Consider the following 14,813-nt stretch of genomic DNA (forward strand, 5'->3'; position numbering starts at 1 on the left):
GACGGCGCGAGCGGCGGCGCGTCCGGTGCCGCCGCCCCGCCGCGCGCCGCCCCGCCGGCCCGGGCGGTCGGCTCCGGGCCCGCGCGGGCGGACGCCACCGCGGGGCCGAACGCCACCGACATCGCCTGGTTGCAGTTGCTCGCCGCCATGGACGAGCAGGCCCTGCACCTGATGGGCCTGGCCCCCGGGCGCGGCGCCGACGCGCGACTGGCGCGGTGGGCCGAGTCGGCCGCCGCGGGACACCGCGCGCAGCTCGCCCGGGTGCGGGAGCTGCTCGCCGCCGCGCGCGTCACCGGCCCCGATCCGCACGAGGGCCACGACATGCCCGGCATGGTCGGCGCCGCGGAGCTGCGGACCCTGGAGGCGTCCCGGGGCGCCGCGTTCGACCGCCTGCTGCGGGCGGCGCTGCGCGAGCACCTCGACCAGGCCCGGCACCTGTCCCGCGCGCGGCGCGCCGCCGGGTCCGACCCCGCGGTCGGGCGCCTGGCCCGGGACGTGGAGCGGACCGCGGACGGCCTGGCGCGGAGCATGCCGTCCTGACGGGCCCGCGGGCCGCGGCACGGCGCCCGGGCGCCTGCGGCCCGGCGCGGGCCGGGCCGCGGGACGGGGCGGCGGGCGGGGCGCCGGGCGGGGCGGCGCGGGTCAGGCGGCACTGCGCCCCAGCGCGCGATGGCCGCGGATGATCTCCGCGTAGCGGTGGCCACTGCCCTTCACCGTCCGCCGCTGGGTGCGGTAGTCGACGTGGACGAGGCCGAACCGCTTGTCGTAGCCGTAGGCCCACTCGAAGTTGTCCAGCAGGGACCAGGCGAAGTACCCGGCGAGCGGCGCCCCCTTGCGGGCCGCGCTCGCGCACGCGGCCAGGTGCCGCTCCAGGTAGGCGGCGCGCTCGGGGTCGGGCACCGAGCCGTCGGGGGCGACCCGGTCGGGGTAGGCGGAGCCGTTCTCGGTGACGTACAGGGAGCGGGCGCCGTACTCCTCGGTGAGCCGCAGCAGCAGCGCCTCGATGCCGTCCGCGTCCACCTCCCAGTCCATGCCGGTGCGCTCCACGCCGGGGCGGCGGATCTGGCGGGCGAAGGGCGCGGGGCCCCGCGGGTCGTCGGTGACCACGGCCGGGAAGTAGTAGTTCAGGCCCAGCCAGTCCAGGGGCTGGGCGATGACGCCGTCGTCGCCGGGCCGCTCGGGCAGGTCCACGCCGTACACCTCGCGCATGTCGGCGGGGAAGCCGCGGCCGTGCACCGGGTCGAGCCACCAGCGGTTGGTGTGGCCGTCCATGCGGCGGGCGGCCGCCAGGTCCTCGGGGCGGTCGGTGGCGGGCGCCACGGTGGAGAGGTTGTTGACGATGCCGACCGCGGCGCCCGGCGCGGCGGCGCGGATCGCCTGGGCGGCCAGGCCGTGGCCGAGCAGCAGGTGGTAGGAGGCGCGCACGGCGGCGGTCAGGTCCGTCCAGCCGGGCGCCATCCGGCCCTCGAGGTGGCCGATCCACGCCGAGCACAGCGGCTCGTTGAGAGTGGCCCAGTGCCGCACCCGGTCCCCGAGGCGCTCGGCGACGGCGGAGGCGTACGCGGCGAAGTGGAGCGCGGTGTCCCGCTCGGGCCAGCCGCCGCGGTCCTGGAGGACCTGCGGCAGGTCCCAGTGGTAGACGGTCACCGAGGGGGTGATGCCCGCTTCGAGCAGGGCGTCGGTGAGCCGGTCGTAGAAGTCCAGGCCCTCGCGGTTGACCGGCCCCTGCCCGCCGGGCACCACCCGGGGCCAGGCCACGGAGAACCGGTAGGCGTTGGTGCCCAGCCGCCGCATCAGGGCGATGTCCTCGGGCCAGCGGTGGTAGTGGTCGCAGGCCACGTCCCCGTGGTCGTCGTTGTCGATGGCCCCGGGGGTGTGCGAGAAGGTGTCCCAGATGGACGGCGAGCGGCCTCCCTCCGCGACGGCCCCCTCGATCTGGTACGCCGACGTGGCCGTGCCCCACGCGAAGTCGGAGGGGAAGGCGGCGAGGTCGATGGAGACGGTCACGGATGTCCTTTCGAAACGGGGTGCGGCACGAGGTGCGGCACAGGGGTGCGGCGCGGTGCGGCGACGGGGCGGCGGCTCGGACGGCGCGCGCGGGGGCGTCCGGGGCGGCTCACTTGACGGCTCCCGCGGTCAGCCCGGCCACCAGGTAGCGCTGGAGCAGCAGGAAGCCGGCGACCACGGGGACGCTGACGACCAGGGACGCAGCCATGACCTGGTTCCAGTACACGTCGTTCTGCGTGGAGTAGCCCTGGAGGCCGACGGCCAGGGTGCGGGTGGTGTCGTTGGTCATCACCGAGGCGAACAGCACCTCTCCCCAGGCGGTCATGAACGCGTAGACGGCGACGGCGACGATGCCGGGCACGGCGGCGGGCACCACCACGCGCAGCAGCGCCCCGATCGGGCCGCAGCCGTCCACCTTGGCGGCCTCGTCCAGGTCGCGCGGGATCGAGTCGAAGTAGCCGATCAGCATCCACACGGAGAACGGCAGCGAGAAGGTGAGGTAGGTGAGGACGAGGCCGCCGCGGGAGCCGAACAGGGCGATGCCGGTGGCGTTGCCGATGTTGACGTAGATGAGGAACAGCGGCAGCAGGAAAAGGATGCCGGGGACCATCTGGGTGGACAGCACGGTGACGCTGAAGACGCGCTTGCCGGGGAAGTCGTAGCGGCTCACCGCGTAGGCGGCGAACACCGCGACCACCACCGAGGCCACGGTGGCCGCGCTCGCCACCACCAGCGAGTTCACGAAGTACCTGCCGAGCGGCACGGTCTGCCAGATGTCCTTGTACGGGCGCCAGGTCAGCCCGCTGGGCAGCCACCGGAAGGAGCCGGAGACGTCCTGGAGCGGCTTGAGGGAGCTGGAGAGCATGACGTACACCGGCAGCAGCACGAAGCCGCTGAGCAGCGTCAGGAAGATCCGGCGCGCCCACAGGAAGGAGCGCGGGGGCGCGGTGGGCGAGCGCCGCGCACGGGCCGGGGGGTGCGCGCTAGGCATCGGCGGACTTCCTTCCCCGCGAGGTGAGCAGCAGGTACCCGCAGGTGACCAGCAGCAGGAACAGCAGCAGCAGGACGGACATGGCCGAGCCGGTGCCGAAGTTCCAGGTGACGAACGAGGACTGGTAGACGTGGACGGAGATGAGGTCGGCGGACTCCGGCGCGGACTTGCCGAACAGCACGAAGGGCGTGTTGAAGTCGTTGAACGTCCACAGGAACAGCACCAGCACCAGCACCTGGTTGACCGGCCGCAGCGACGGCAGGGTGATGCGGCGCAACTGCTGCCACATGCCGGCCCCGTCCAGGGAGGCGGCCTCGTACATCTCCCGGGGGATGTTCTGGAGCCCGGCCATGACGATGAGGAAGGCGAACGGCCAGCCCTTCCACACCGAGACGGTGAGCAGGGCGATGAAGGCGTTGTCGCCGATCAGCCAGAACGGGCGCTTGTCGGTGAGGCCGAGCTGGTCGTGCAGCACATGGTTCACCAGGCCGTTCTCGTGCTGGAACATGAACGCCCAGGTGATGACGGCCGCGTACACCGGCAGCGCGTAGGGCACCAGGAACAGCGCCCGCAGCAGGCCGCGGCCGCGGAAGTTCTCCTGCATGAACACGGCGGTGGCGGTGCCCAGCAGCCAGCACAGACCGACGGAGCAGACGGTGAAGGCGCAGGTGACCAGGAAGGACTTCAGCAGCGCCTCGCCGACGGGCGCGTCGAAGTCCACGGCGAGGCGGTAGTTGTCCAGGCCGGTCCACGGCGCGGTGGTCCAGTCGCGGATGAAGAACTGGGTGAGCTGCTTGAAGCTCATCAGGACGCCGATGGCCATCGGCACGAGATGGACGAGGAGTTCGAGCAGCAGCGCGGGGAGGAGCAGCAGGTAGGGCAGGCCGATCCGGCGGATCCGCCCCGGCCGGCGGCCGCGGCGCGCCGGCCGGGGGGAGTTCTCGCGCACCGCCCGGCCGGGGGCGTCTTCGGCGGTGGTGGCGGTCATGGTGCGGGCGCTCACTTCGCCGGCATCTGCTGCTGGGCCTTGGCGAGCTTGGCCCGGACCGACTCGGTGGTGATCCGCCTGCCGGATGCGGCCTCGGCGAACAGCTCCTTGGCGGCGGTGCCGACGGTGGTCTCGAACTGCGACTCCTCGGGGACCTGCGGCAGCGGGGCGGCGCTGGTGGCGAGGGTGTCGCGCAGCACCTTCATGGTGGGGGTGCCGAACGCCGGGTCGTCCTGGGCGGCCTTGACCGGCGGGATGGAGCCGTAGCTCTTGTTGAGGATGCGCTGCTCCTCGTCGCTGGTCATGAACTTCACGAACTCGATGGCGCCGTCGGTGTTGCGGGTGTTCTTGAACACGGCGAGGTTGATGCCGGCGACCATGGAGTTGACGGACGTTCCCTGGCCGGGGGCGCCGGAGGGCACGGGCACGGGGGCGACGCCCCACTCGTCGTCGCTCATGCCCTGGGCCTGGAAGGTGGTCGCCGGGGACTGCCACAGCACCATCGCGGTCTTGTCCCTGGCGAAGTCGCCGAGCGACTGGTTCTGCGCGTACTCGGCGTTGCCGGGGGCGATGACGCGGTGCTCGGCCATGAGGTCCACGTACTGCTTGACTGCGGCGACGGCGCCGTCGGAGGTGAAGTCGGGCTTGCCCTGGGCGTCGAAGAAGTCGGCGCCGTGCTGCTTGCCGAGGACGAAGATCTGGTGGATGTTGTTGGCCAGGTTGGACCCCTCGGCGCCCAGGCCCCACTTGCCGTTCTTGCTGATCCGCTTGCCGTCGGCGACGAGTTCGTCCCAGGTGGCGGGCGGCTTGTCGATGCCCGCCTGCTCGAACATCTTCTTGTTGTAGTAGAGCGCGTAGGCCATGGAGTACAGCGGCACCGCGGCGGGGTCGGCGCCCTCGGCGCCGGTGGAGCCGAGGGCGGACGCCACGAAGCGGTCCTTGCCGCCGATCCTGCCGAACGCGGCGTCGTCCCAGGGCAGGAGCGCGCCGCTGGCCTGGAGCGAGGCGGACCAGGTGTTGCCGATGTTGAGCACGTCCGGCCCCTGGCCGGAGGTGGTGGCGGTCAGGATCCGGTTGAGCAGGTCGGTCCAGGGGACGACCTCGAGCTTGACCTTGATCCCGGTGCGCTGCTCGAACTTCTTCAGCTCCGGTTCGAGGACCTTCTTGTCCGCCTCGAGGTTGGGGCCCTGGTTGGAGGCCCAGTAGGTGAGGGTCTTGGGCGAGTCGTCGGACCCTCCGCCCGTGGACGATCCGCCGCCGCAGGCGCTCACCCCCGCCATCAGGCTGAGGGCGGCTGCACCGGCGGCGACGGCTCGGAAACTGCGCATGGCTCCAGGGGTCCCTTCCGGCAGGCGGAACTTCCGCGAGGACACGCCGGAACGGCGCGGCGTTCGAGTCATGAACGCCCTCACGGCTTAATTTAGAGCGTGAGTTAATCCTGCGGAAAAGGGCGCGTCAAGACGTCGCGCAGCGGTATCTTGCGAGGACCTGTAAGGCCGGAAGGAGCCACATGGCAGCGCGCGACCGACGGACAGTCCGTGACCTGCGGCGCGGCAACCGCAGCGCGGTGCTGCGGCGGCTGTATTTCGACGGCCCGGCGAGCCGCCAGGAGCTGGGGCCCGCCACCGGGCTCAGCTCCGGCTCGATCAGCAACGTCGTCGCCGAACTGCTCGCCGAGGGGCTGGTCGAGGAGGCGGGCAGCGTGGACTCCGACGGCGGACGCCCCAGGATCCTGCTGCGGGTCACCCCCGACAGCGGCTGCCTGATCGGCGTGGACGTGGGCGAGACCAGGGTGCGGGTGGAGCTGTTCGACCTCACCCTGACCGAACTGGCCCGAGCCGAGCGGCCGCTGGCCGACCGCGGCTACGACGTGGCCACCGTGGTGAACCACATCGGCGACGGCATCGCCGAGGTGCTGGCGGGCGCGGGCGTGCCGCCGGGCAGGCTGCTCGGCGCGGGCGTGGGCGTGCCCGGCATCGTGGAGCGCACCCCCGAGCGCGGCGCGGTCGTGCACGGCCAGACCATCGGCTGGGACGCCGTCCCGCTGGAGGAGCTGCTGCGCGCCACCCGCAGGCTGCCCGGCGAGGTCCCGTACTTCATCGACAACGGCGCCAAGACCCTCGGCCAGGCCGAGATGTGGTTCGGCGCGGGCCGCGGGGCGCGCAGCGCGGTCGTCGTGCTGTTCGGCTCCGGCGTGGGCGCGTGCGTGGTCGGCGAGGACGACGAGCACGGCCGGGCCGTGGAGTGGGGGCACCTGACGGTGCGGGTGGGCGGACGGCGCTGCCGGTGCGGCGCCCTGGGCTGCCTGGAGGCGTACGCCGGGGCCGAGGCGCTGGTGGCGCGGTGGCGGGAGGCGGGAGGGCGGCCGCCGCTCGGCGCCGACGAGGAGACCGCCCTGGCCGCGCTGCTGGCCGCCGCCCACCCGGAGGGCGGCGCGGCGCCCGACCCGGTGGCCCACGGGGTGCTCGCGGAGACCGCCGAGTACCTGGGCGCGGGCCTGTCCGACCTGATCAACCTGTTCCAGCCGGAGCGGATCCTGATCGGCGGCTGGGCCGGCCTCCAGCTCGGCGCGCGCTTCCTGCCCGCGGTGCGCGAGCACGCCACCGCGTACGCGCTGCGCCACCCGGCCGGGCGGGTGACGGTGGACCTGGGCAAGCTGGGCCCCGACGCGGTGACCGTCGGCGCGGCCACGCTGCCGCTCGCGGACTTCTTCGCCCGCGGCGGGCAGCGGGCCAGGGCCGAGGCGCGGCCCGGGGGGCCGGCCTGGCGCAGCGTGGTGGAGGAGCGGACGGCGCACTGAGCGGGCGCGAGCGGTGCGCGGCGCGCCGGAATGGGGAGTTCCCAAGGACGGTCCGTGCACAACTCTTGACGGGAAAGCGGCGGTACGAGAACCATCCCTGGCAGGAGAGCGCTCTCTCGGAGCCTGTTCCTTCACTTCTTGTACGTGGTGTGCTCCGACCTCTTCCGCAAGGCGAACGCAGACACCCGCAGTCCGTCATCCTCAGGAGACCCCATGCCACTTCCCTCCCCCGGCGTGCCCGCGGCGCACCGGGCACCGCCGCCCCGGCGCGGCCCGGCCGCCCTGATTGTCATGGCCCTGCTCGGCGCAGTGCTGATGTGCGTCCCCGGCGCCCCGGCGCACGCCGCCCCCGCCCTGCTCTCGCAGGGCAGGCCCGTGGAGGCGTCCAGCCAGGAGAACGCCGGCACCCCGGCCACCGCCGCGGTGGACGGCGACAACGGAACCCGCTGGTCCAGCGCCGCCTCCGACCCGCAGTGGATCCGGGTGGACCTCGGCGCCACGGCCGCGGTCAGCCAGGTGGTCCTGCGGTGGGAGACGGCGTACGCCAAGGCGTACCGGATCGAGTTCTCCACGGACGGCGGCACCTGGTCCACGGCCCACTCCACCACCACGGGCGCGGGCGGCACCGAGACGCTGAACGTCTCCGGCGACGCCCGCTACGTGCGGGTGCACGGCACGACCCGGGCCACCCAGTGGGGCTACTCGCTGTGGGAGTTCCAGGTCCACGGCACCATCGGCGGCGGCAGCCTGCCCGGCGGCGGCGACCTCGGCCCCAATGTGCTGGTCTTCGATCCGTCCACGCCGAACATCCAGGGCAGGCTGGACGAGATCTTCCGGCGCCAGGAGTCCGCGCAGTTCGGCACCGGGCGGTACGCCCTGCTGTTCAAGCCCGGCACCTACCACAACATCAACGCCAACCTCGGCTTCTACACCACCATCGCCGGGCTCGGCCTCTCCCCCGACGACACCACCTTCAACGGCGACGTGACCGTGGACGCGGGCTGGTTCAACGGCAACGCCACCCAGAACTTCTGGCGCGGCGCGGAGAACCTGGCGCTGAACCCGGTGAACGGCACCAACCGCTGGGCGGTGTCGCAGGCCGCGCCGTTCCGCCGCATGCACGTCAAGGGCAACCTGAACCTGGCGCCCGACGGCTACGGCTGGGCCAGCGGCGGCTACATCGCGGACAGCAAGGTGGACGGCACGGTCGGCCCCTACTCGCAGCAGCAGTGGTACACCCGGGACAGCTCGGTGGGCGGCTGGACCAACGCCGTGTGGAACATGGTCTTCTCCGGGGTGCAGGGCGCGCCCGCCCAGTCGTTCCCCAACCCGCCGTACACCACGCTGGAGACCACGCCGGTCTCCCGGGAGAAGCCGTTCCTGTACCTGGACGGCAACGACTACAGGGTGTTCGTCCCCGCCAAGCGGACCAACGCCCGCGGCCCGTCCTGGGGCGGCGGCGCCCCGCAGGGCACCTCGCTGCCGCTGAGCCGGTTCTACGTGGTCAAGCCCGGCACCGGCGCCGCCACCATCAACGCGGCCCTCGCCCAGGGCCTGCACCTGCTGTTCACCCCGGGCATCCACCGCGTGGACCGGCCCATCGAGGTCAACCGCCCCGACACCGTGGTGCTGGGCCTCGGCCTGGCCACCATCGTCCCGGAGGGCGGCACCACCGCGGTGAAGGTGGCCGACGTGGACGGCGTCCGGCTGGCCGGGCTGCTCATCGACGCGGGCCCGGTCCACTCCCCGGTGCTGGTCCAGGTGGGCCCGGACGGCGCGAGCGCCGACCACTCGGCCAACCCGACCTCGCTCCAGGACGTGTTCGTGCGCGTCGGCGGCTCCGGCGTCGGCAAGGCGGGCACCGCCGTGGTCGTCAACAGCGACGACGTGCTCATCGACCACACCTGGCTGTGGCGCGCCGACCACGGGGACGGCGTCGGCTGGGACCTGAACCGGGCCGACTACGGGCTGCGCGTCAACGGCGACGACGTCCTGGCCACCGGCCTGTTCGCCGAGCACTTCAACAAGTACGACGTGGAGTGGTACGGCGAGCGGGGCAGGACGATCTTCTTCCAGAACGAGAAGGCGTACGACGCCCCCAACCAGGCGGCCATCCAGAACGGCAGCACCAAGGGCTACGCCGCCTACAAGGTGGCCGACTCGGTGAACACCCACGAGGGCTGGGGCATGGGCAGCTACTGCTACTACTCCACGGACCCGACGATCCGCCAGGACCACGGGTTCGCGGCACCGGTCAAGCCGGGGGTGCGCTTCCACCACCTGCTGGTGGTCTCCCTCGGCGGCCACGGCCAGTACGAGCACGTGATCAACAACACCGGCTCCCCCACGTCGGGCACGTCCACCGTCCCGTCGGTGGTGGTGTCCTACCCGTGACGGCGCGGCGCTGAGCCCGCGCCCCGACCGCCCTGCGCGGTCGGGGCGCGGTGCGGCGGGCGCGGGGCCGTGCCCGGGGGCCCTGGCCGCGCGGGGCGGGCGCGCGCGAGGATGGAGGGGTGGACCTGCCCGAACTCGCCGCCTTCCTCAAGTCGCGCCGCGACCGGATCAAACCCTCCGACGTGGGCCTGCCCACCGGCCCGCGCCGCCGGGTGCCGGGGCTGCGGCGCGACGAGGTCGCCCGGCTCGCGGGCGCGTCCGCGGACTACTACACCGAGCTGGAGCGCGGCCGCGGCGCCCAGCCGTCGGCGCAGATGCTCGCCGCCCTGGCCCGCGCGCTGCGTCTCGACCGGGACGAGCGGGACCACCTGTTCCACCTCGCCGGCCACGCCGCGCCGCCCGTCCACGGCGCCGCGGGACACGTCCAGCCGGCGCTGCTCGGCCTGCTGGACCGGCTCACCACCACGCCCGCGCAGGTCATCACCGACCTGCACGAGACCCTGGCGCAGAACCGGCTCGCGGTGGCGCTGCTCGGCGAGGCGCCGGGCGAGCGCGGTCCCGCGGCGGGCTTCGTCTTCCGCTGGTTCACCGACCCCGCGTCCCGGGCGCTGTACCCGGCCGAGGACCACCCCCACCACTCCCGGGTCTTCGTGGCCGACCTGCGGGCGGTGTCCGCGCGCCGCGGCGGCGACGCGGAGGTGGCGGGGATGGTGGCCGCGCTGCGGCGGCGCAGCCGGGAGTTCGCCGAGCTGTGGGACACCCGCGACGTGGCGCTGCGCCGCACGGACCGCAAGCGGATCGTCCACCCCCGGCTCGGGGTGATCGAGCTGGACTGCCACAGCCTGTTCAGCGAGGACGGCCGCCAGCGCCTGCTGTGGTTCACCGCCCCGCCGGGCAGCGCGGGCGCCGAGCGGTTGGCGCTGCTGGACGTGCTGGGGGCGCAGCGCGTGCCGGCGACGGAGCCCTGACCGGGCGGGCGGCCGGCGCCGCCCGCCCGGTGGCGGCCCCGGCGCGGCTCACCCGCGGTGCGCCACCTGCTTGCCCCGCACATAGGTGCGGGCCACCGCCCGCTCGTCACCGAGGGTGGCCAGCACGAACAGGCGCTCGCGGAAGTCCCGGGCCGCCTCCGTGCGGCGCTTGAGCACGGGGGTGGCCGCCCAGTCCAGCACCACGAAGTCCGCGTCCCGGCCCGCGCGGAAACTGCCGACGCGGTCGTCCAGGCACAGGGCGCGGGCGCCGCCGAGGGTGGCCAGGTAGAAGGCGCGCAGCCCGGTCAGGGTCGCCCGCCGGTCCTCGGGGACGCGCTCGGGGTAGGTGTTGCCCATGGCGACGACCTTGTACGCCTCGCCCATCGTCCGCAGCAGCGAGTAGCTGGTGCCGCCGCCGACGTCGGTCCCCAGGCCCACCCGCACGCCCGCCCGGGAGGCGCGGCGCAGGCCGAACAGGCCGCTGCCCAGGAACAGGTTGGAGGTGGGGTTGAAGGCCACCCCGGCCCCGGTCTCGGCGAGCCGGCGGCGGTCGGTGTCGTCGATCCACACGGAGTGCCCCCACATGCTGCGGGGGCCGACCAGGCCGCACTTGTCGTAGACGTCCAGGTACGAGCGGGGCCGCAGCCGGTCGTGGAACTTCCGCATGACCTCGTCCACCTCGTCGCGGTTCTCCGCCAGGTGGCCCTGCACCCACAGGGGCCGGCCGGTGTCCAGCGCCTCCCGGTACAGCCTGCCGGCCATCCGCAGCGCGGCCAGGGTGGAGGTGAGCGGGAAGCGCGGGGTGACGGCGTAGCGCAGCCGCCCGTTGAAGTGCCACTTGTCGATCAGCGCCCGGGTGTCGGCCTCGGCCTGCCGGACGCTGCGGTCGAGGTAGGCGTCGGGGACGGCCCCGCCCTCGGAGACGGCGCCGTCGTCCATGAGGACCTTGCCCGTCACCAGGCACAGGCCGCGCCGGTGCGCCTCGGCGAACAGCGCGTGCGCGGCGTGGGCGTGGGTGGTGGTGTAGACGCTCGCCGTCGTGGTGCCGGCGGCGAGGAGGGTGTCGAGGAAGAACGCGGCGGCCCGGCGGGCGTACCCGGGGTCGGCGAACCGCATCTCCGAGGGGTACATGTAGTCGCGCAGCCAGGGCAGCAACTGCCCGCCGGGGCTGGCGATGGAGTCGACCTGCCCGCTGTGGACGTGGCAGTCGACGAAGCCGGGCACGATCAGCTTGCCCCGGTGGTCGACGACGTGGGCGTGGCGCGCCAGCCCGGCCGGCACCTTGTGGCGGTGGCCCGCCCACACCACCGTGCCGTCGCGGACCACGAGCGCGCCGGGGTCGAACAGCCGGTACGCGCCCGGGTCGTCCTCGCCCTCCCGGCCGGGCACCCACGGGTCGCCGGTGAAGTGCAGGACGGTGCCGTGGAACACGGTGGTCCGCCGTCCGCCGCCCGAGTGCGCCGCCGCCTCGCGGCCGCCCAGCGCCCCGGCGAGCCCGAGGGTGCCGGCGAGTCCGGTGCCGGCGAGGAAGCGTCGTCTGTCCCACCGCGGTGCTTCACGCTCATCCATGATCATGCCCGGCCTATCGGCGCCCGCGAGGCGGGGCTTGAGGGCCCGGACGCCGGTGACACCGCGCACGTCACTCCGTCGGGCCAGTCGGCACCGGCGGGGCACCGGTTCCCCGCCGCCGTCCTCGGGCGGGCTCTGCCGGGGGGCGGCTGCCCGCGCGCCCGTGCTTGGCCGGCCACATGGCCGTGCTGCGTACGCGTGGTCGGTCACACGAATGGCGGTGGGGACGGGCCGGGCGGACGAGGGGACCGGTGTGCCCACCCCCTTGTGGTCCCCCGTCACCGTCGGCGACCTGACGCTGGAACACCGCCTGGTGACGGCCCCGACGACGATGCCGTGGGCCCGGGTGAGATCCCCGCCCGCGGTGGTCACCCCCGGCGGGGATCTCGCCCCGCGCCGGTACGGCGCGGTGGCGGCGGGCGCGCGTCACACACGCCCCCCGGGAAAGGGCCGTCGCGCCGGGGAGCCGCTCCCGGCCGTCACGGGACCAGCGGCCCCACCTCGGGCACCTCCCCGCCGAAGGAGCGGGCGACGACGGCCAGGGACGAGCGGTCGCCCCAGCGCCGGAGGGCTCGGCGGCCGGGCGGGGTGCGGCCCAGGACGCGGTAGCGGACGGTGTTGGCGGCGACGATCGGGGGCACCGCCCACGGCAGGGCGGCGGGCAGGCCCAGGTCGCGCATCCCCCGGGCGCCGAGGAAGTACCGGAGCATGCTCAGCAGCCGGGCGCGGGCGTACGCGCCGCGCAGCCGCGCGAACCGCCCGCGGTGAACGGCGGCCTGCGCGGCGACCAGGGCGTTCGCCAGCGGCGGCCCCGCGGCGCTGCCGTAGCACTGGGCCAGCAGATGGTGGTAGTTGAGGCGGTGCTGCTCCGCCTCGGTGTCGCACAGCCAGTCCTCGTCCACGCCGAGCAGCAGGCCCACGTACTTCCACAGGTGCATGAAGGCCCGCGAGTCGCGGCGGCCGACCGGCACTCCCAGCATGCGCACGCCGAGCAGTTGCACGCCGCTGAACAGGCCGAGGGTGGCGGCCAGGTCGGCCTGGTTGACCGGCAGGCCCCAGCGGGCGGTGTCCCATCGGCCGCCGGTCTCGAAGGCGTGGTTGACCAGGGCGTGCATGAGGCGGACGTGGACGGTGAGCCGGAAGCCCTCCCCGCCGCGCCGCAGGGCGCCGCGGCCGGTGGCGGCGAACGCCCAGTACTGGGTCTCGGCGAGCCTGCGGACGGCTCCGCCGCCGGTCAGGCCGCCGGTGGCGGCCAGCAGGTCCGGCGGCCCGGCGAACCGGTAGGAGCCGATGAGCGTCAACTGGAGCAGCACGTCGGCGCCGTTGGCACCGAACCGCCGGGCGACCCCGGCCCCCTCCTCGACCAGGTCGAAGTCCACCCACGGGGGCACGCGGTCCACCACGGCGAAGAAGGCGCGCAGCGGCTCGGGGGCGTCGGGCACCGCCTCGACCCCCTCGGCGAGGGCGCGCCGGAACTGAGCCGTCGTCACCTTGCCCGCGCCGTCGGCGCGCAGGGCCCGGGCGAGCGCCGCGGCGGGCTCGTCGCGCTCCAGCAGGCGGCGCCCGATGGTGTCAAGCAGCGCCTCGTCCGGGGCGCCCACCCGGGCGACCAGGCGCAGCGGCACGCCCAGGCGGCGGTTGCGGGCCTCGGTCGCGCGGAAACGCCCGGGGTGGACTGCGGGGCCGGCCGGTGCGGAGGGGTCGGAAGAGGGTGACGGCGCGTCACCGGCGTGCGCTTCGCGTGCGGCCATGGCGGGATGCTGGCACGGGGAGGGCGCGTGGACAACGCCCGCGCCGGCCGGGCCCCTCCCCGCCCGCGCGCCGTCACCCGGTGTGCCCGGCCACGGGCGCCCCGGCCGCGGCCAGTGACCAGAGCCACACCTCTGACGTGCGGCGGAGGCACGGGGACCGCGTAAGGTAAGCCTGTCCTAAAGATCACACACGGTGTGGACAATCCCAGGAGTCCGTCATGTCCCTCCGGTGCCGCGGCATCCGCGCCGTCGCCGTCGCTGTCGTTGCCACCCTCTCCCTCACCGCGTGCGGCGGTTCGGACGGTGACGGCGCGTCCGGCGCCGGGAAGGAGACCACGGCGGCCAAGGACTCGAAGTCCGTCGCGAAGGGCGGCAAGGACTTCGCGGACGCGGGGAGGAAGACCGCCGCCATGGGCACCGACGCGGCGCCCGGCGAGTGGCCGCGCACCGTCACCCACGCCATGGGCCGGACGGTGATCGAGAAGCAGCCGAAGCGCGTCGTCGTCCTGGACGTCGGCGAGCTGGACAACGTGGTGTCGCTGAACGTCGAGCCCGTCGGCGTCGCGCTCACCGAGGGCTCCCCCACCCTGCCCTCCTACCTGAAGGAGGACGCCGGCGAGCCGGCGGAGGTGGGCACGATCAACAGCCTCAACCTGGAGGCGATCGCCGCGCTGAAGCCGGACCTGATCCTCGGCAGCCAACTGCGCGCCGCCGAGATGTACGACGAGCTCGCGCGGATCGCGCCGACCGTCTTCTCCATCCGGCCCGGCTTCACCTGGAAGGAGAACTACCTCCTCAACGCGGCCGCGCTGGACAGGACCGCGCAGGCGAAGGAGAAGCTCGCCGAGTACGACCGCAAGGTGAAGGCCCTCAGCGACCGGCTCGGCCCGGACAAGCCCACCGTCTCCATGGTCCGCTACCTGCCCGACGGCGTGATCCGCCTCTACGCCAACGCCTCGTTCATCGGCACGATCCTGTCCGACGCCGGGATCCCGCGGCCGGCGAACCAGGACATCGACGACCTCGCCGCCGAGATCAGCGCGGAGAACATCGACCAGGCCGACGCCGACTACATCTTCACCGGCGTCTACGGCAGCCCGAAGGCCACCGACAAGTCCGCCGCCCAGGGCAACCCGCTGTGGAAGAACCTGAAGGCGGTCAAGGCCGGCCACGCCCACGACGTGCCGGACGAGACCTGGTACCTGGGCCTGGGCGTGACCGCGGCCGAGGAGGTCGTGGCCGACCTGGAGACGTACCTGACGCGGTGAGCCCGGCCCTTCGGCGGACCCCCGCCCGTCCGCCGGGCCGGTCCCGCGCAGCACGACCGCTGGAGGAGGAAGCGCGC

At 74.1% G+C, this 14,813-nt stretch carries 11 protein-coding genes; 5 read left to right on the forward strand and 6 right to left on the reverse strand.

What is annotated here, in order from left to right; genetic code table 11:
• Window positions 1–540, forward strand: a 540-nt coding sequence (locus ACYVO2_RS30855) for a DUF305 domain-containing protein (protein ID WP_461011354.1), incomplete at its 5' end; no start/stop codon positions are given.
• A 102-nt stretch (window positions 541–642) separates the two neighbouring features.
• Here the strand turns inward: ACYVO2_RS30855 and ACYVO2_RS30860 are convergent.
• The 4 genes from ACYVO2_RS30860 to ACYVO2_RS30875 form a co-directional block, all read right to left on the reverse strand.
• Window positions 643–2,007, reverse strand: coding sequence for a GH1 family beta-glucosidase (locus ACYVO2_RS30860; protein ID WP_461011355.1), 1,365 nt, complete (start codon window positions 2,005–2,007; stop codon window positions 643–645).
• Window positions 2,008–2,116: 109 nt separating this feature from the next.
• Window positions 2,117–2,998 carry a carbohydrate ABC transporter permease gene (locus ACYVO2_RS30865; RefSeq protein WP_461011356.1) on the reverse strand — a complete coding sequence of 294 codons (882 nt, stop codon included), beginning with the start codon at window positions 2,996–2,998 and terminating at the stop codon, window positions 2,117–2,119.
• Window positions 2,991–3,986 (reverse strand): carbohydrate ABC transporter permease, encoded by a 996-nt coding sequence (locus ACYVO2_RS30870; RefSeq protein ID WP_461011357.1) that lies wholly within the window; start codon window positions 3,984–3,986, stop codon window positions 2,991–2,993. The genes ACYVO2_RS30865 and ACYVO2_RS30870 overlap by 8 nt, the downstream gene beginning before the upstream one ends.
• Before the next feature lie 11 nt (window positions 3,987–3,997).
• Window positions 3,998–5,314: an ABC transporter substrate-binding protein gene (locus ACYVO2_RS30875; RefSeq protein WP_461011358.1), complete on the reverse strand. Its 1,317-nt coding sequence runs from the start codon at window positions 5,312–5,314 to the stop codon at window positions 3,998–4,000.
• A 182-nt stretch (window positions 5,315–5,496) separates the two neighbouring features.
• Between ACYVO2_RS30875 and ACYVO2_RS30880 the strand changes: the two genes are divergently transcribed.
• The 3 genes from ACYVO2_RS30880 to ACYVO2_RS30890 all read left to right on the forward strand — a co-directional run bounded on the left by ACYVO2_RS30880 (window position 5,497) and on the right by ACYVO2_RS30890 (window position 10,148).
• Window positions 5,497–6,786, forward strand: a complete 1,290-nt coding sequence (locus tag ACYVO2_RS30880) for an ROK family transcriptional regulator (protein WP_461011359.1) — start codon at window positions 5,497–5,499, stop codon at window positions 6,784–6,786.
• 291 nt (window positions 6,787–7,077) lie between these two features.
• A complete protein-coding gene (locus ACYVO2_RS30885) occupies window positions 7,078–9,180 on the forward strand; it encodes a discoidin domain-containing protein (RefSeq protein WP_461011396.1) in 2,103 nt (700 codons plus the stop codon).
• Window positions 9,181–9,299: 119 nt separating this feature from the next.
• A complete protein-coding gene (locus tag ACYVO2_RS30890; protein ID WP_461011360.1) occupies window positions 9,300–10,148 on the forward strand; it encodes an MmyB family transcriptional regulator in 849 nt (282 codons plus the stop codon).
• Between the two features lie 48 nt (window positions 10,149–10,196).
• Here the strand turns inward: ACYVO2_RS30890 and guaD are convergent, their stop codons facing one another.
• Together guaD and ACYVO2_RS30900 are read right to left on the reverse strand one after the other, a co-directional pair.
• Window positions 10,197–11,723: a guanine deaminase gene (gene guaD, locus ACYVO2_RS30895; protein ID WP_461011361.1), complete on the reverse strand. Its 1,527-nt coding sequence runs from the start codon at window positions 11,721–11,723 to the stop codon at window positions 10,197–10,199.
• Window positions 11,724–12,196: 473 nt separating this feature from the next.
• Window positions 12,197–13,468: an oxygenase MpaB family protein gene (locus tag ACYVO2_RS30900; protein ID WP_461011362.1), complete on the reverse strand. Its 1,272-nt coding sequence runs from the start codon at window positions 13,466–13,468 to the stop codon at window positions 12,197–12,199.
• Window positions 13,469–13,686: 218 nt separating this feature from the next.
• Here ACYVO2_RS30900 and ACYVO2_RS30905 point away from each other — a divergent pair, with 218 nt between their 5' ends.
• Window positions 13,687–14,736, forward strand: a complete 1,050-nt coding sequence (locus ACYVO2_RS30905; protein ID WP_461011363.1) for an iron-siderophore ABC transporter substrate-binding protein — start codon at window positions 13,687–13,689, stop codon at window positions 14,734–14,736.
• Window positions 14,737–14,813 lie beyond the last annotated feature (77 nt).

The sequence above is a fragment of the Streptomyces capparidis genome, from assembly GCF_054782095.1.

Bases quoted from the DNA above. Each gene is read 5' to 3' on its own strand.
- ACYVO2_RS30865 (WP_461011356.1), bottom strand. From the start codon at position 2,998: ATGCCTAGCGCGCACCCCCCGGCCCGTGCGCGGCGCTCGCCCACCGCG.
- ACYVO2_RS30870 (WP_461011357.1), bottom strand. From the start codon at position 3,986: ATGACCGCCACCACCGCCGAAGACGCCCCCGGCCGGGCGGTGCGCGAG.
- ACYVO2_RS30875 (WP_461011358.1), bottom strand. From the start codon at position 5,314: ATGCGCAGTTTCCGAGCCGTCGCCGCCGGTGCAGCCGCCCTCAGCCTG.
- ACYVO2_RS30880 (WP_461011359.1), top strand. From the start codon at position 5,497: ATGGCAGCGCGCGACCGACGGACAGTCCGTGACCTGCGGCGCGGCAAC.
- ACYVO2_RS30885 (WP_461011396.1), top strand. From the start codon at position 7,078: ATGGCCCTGCTCGGCGCAGTGCTGATGTGCGTCCCCGGCGCCCCGGCG.
- guaD (WP_461011361.1), bottom strand. From the start codon at position 11,723: ATGATCATGGATGAGCGTGAAGCACCGCGGTGGGACAGACGACGCTTC.
- ACYVO2_RS30900 (WP_461011362.1), bottom strand. From the start codon at position 13,468: ATGGCCGCACGCGAAGCGCACGCCGGTGACGCGCCGTCACCCTCTTCC.
- ACYVO2_RS30905 (WP_461011363.1), top strand. From the start codon at position 13,687: ATGTCCCTCCGGTGCCGCGGCATCCGCGCCGTCGCCGTCGCTGTCGTT.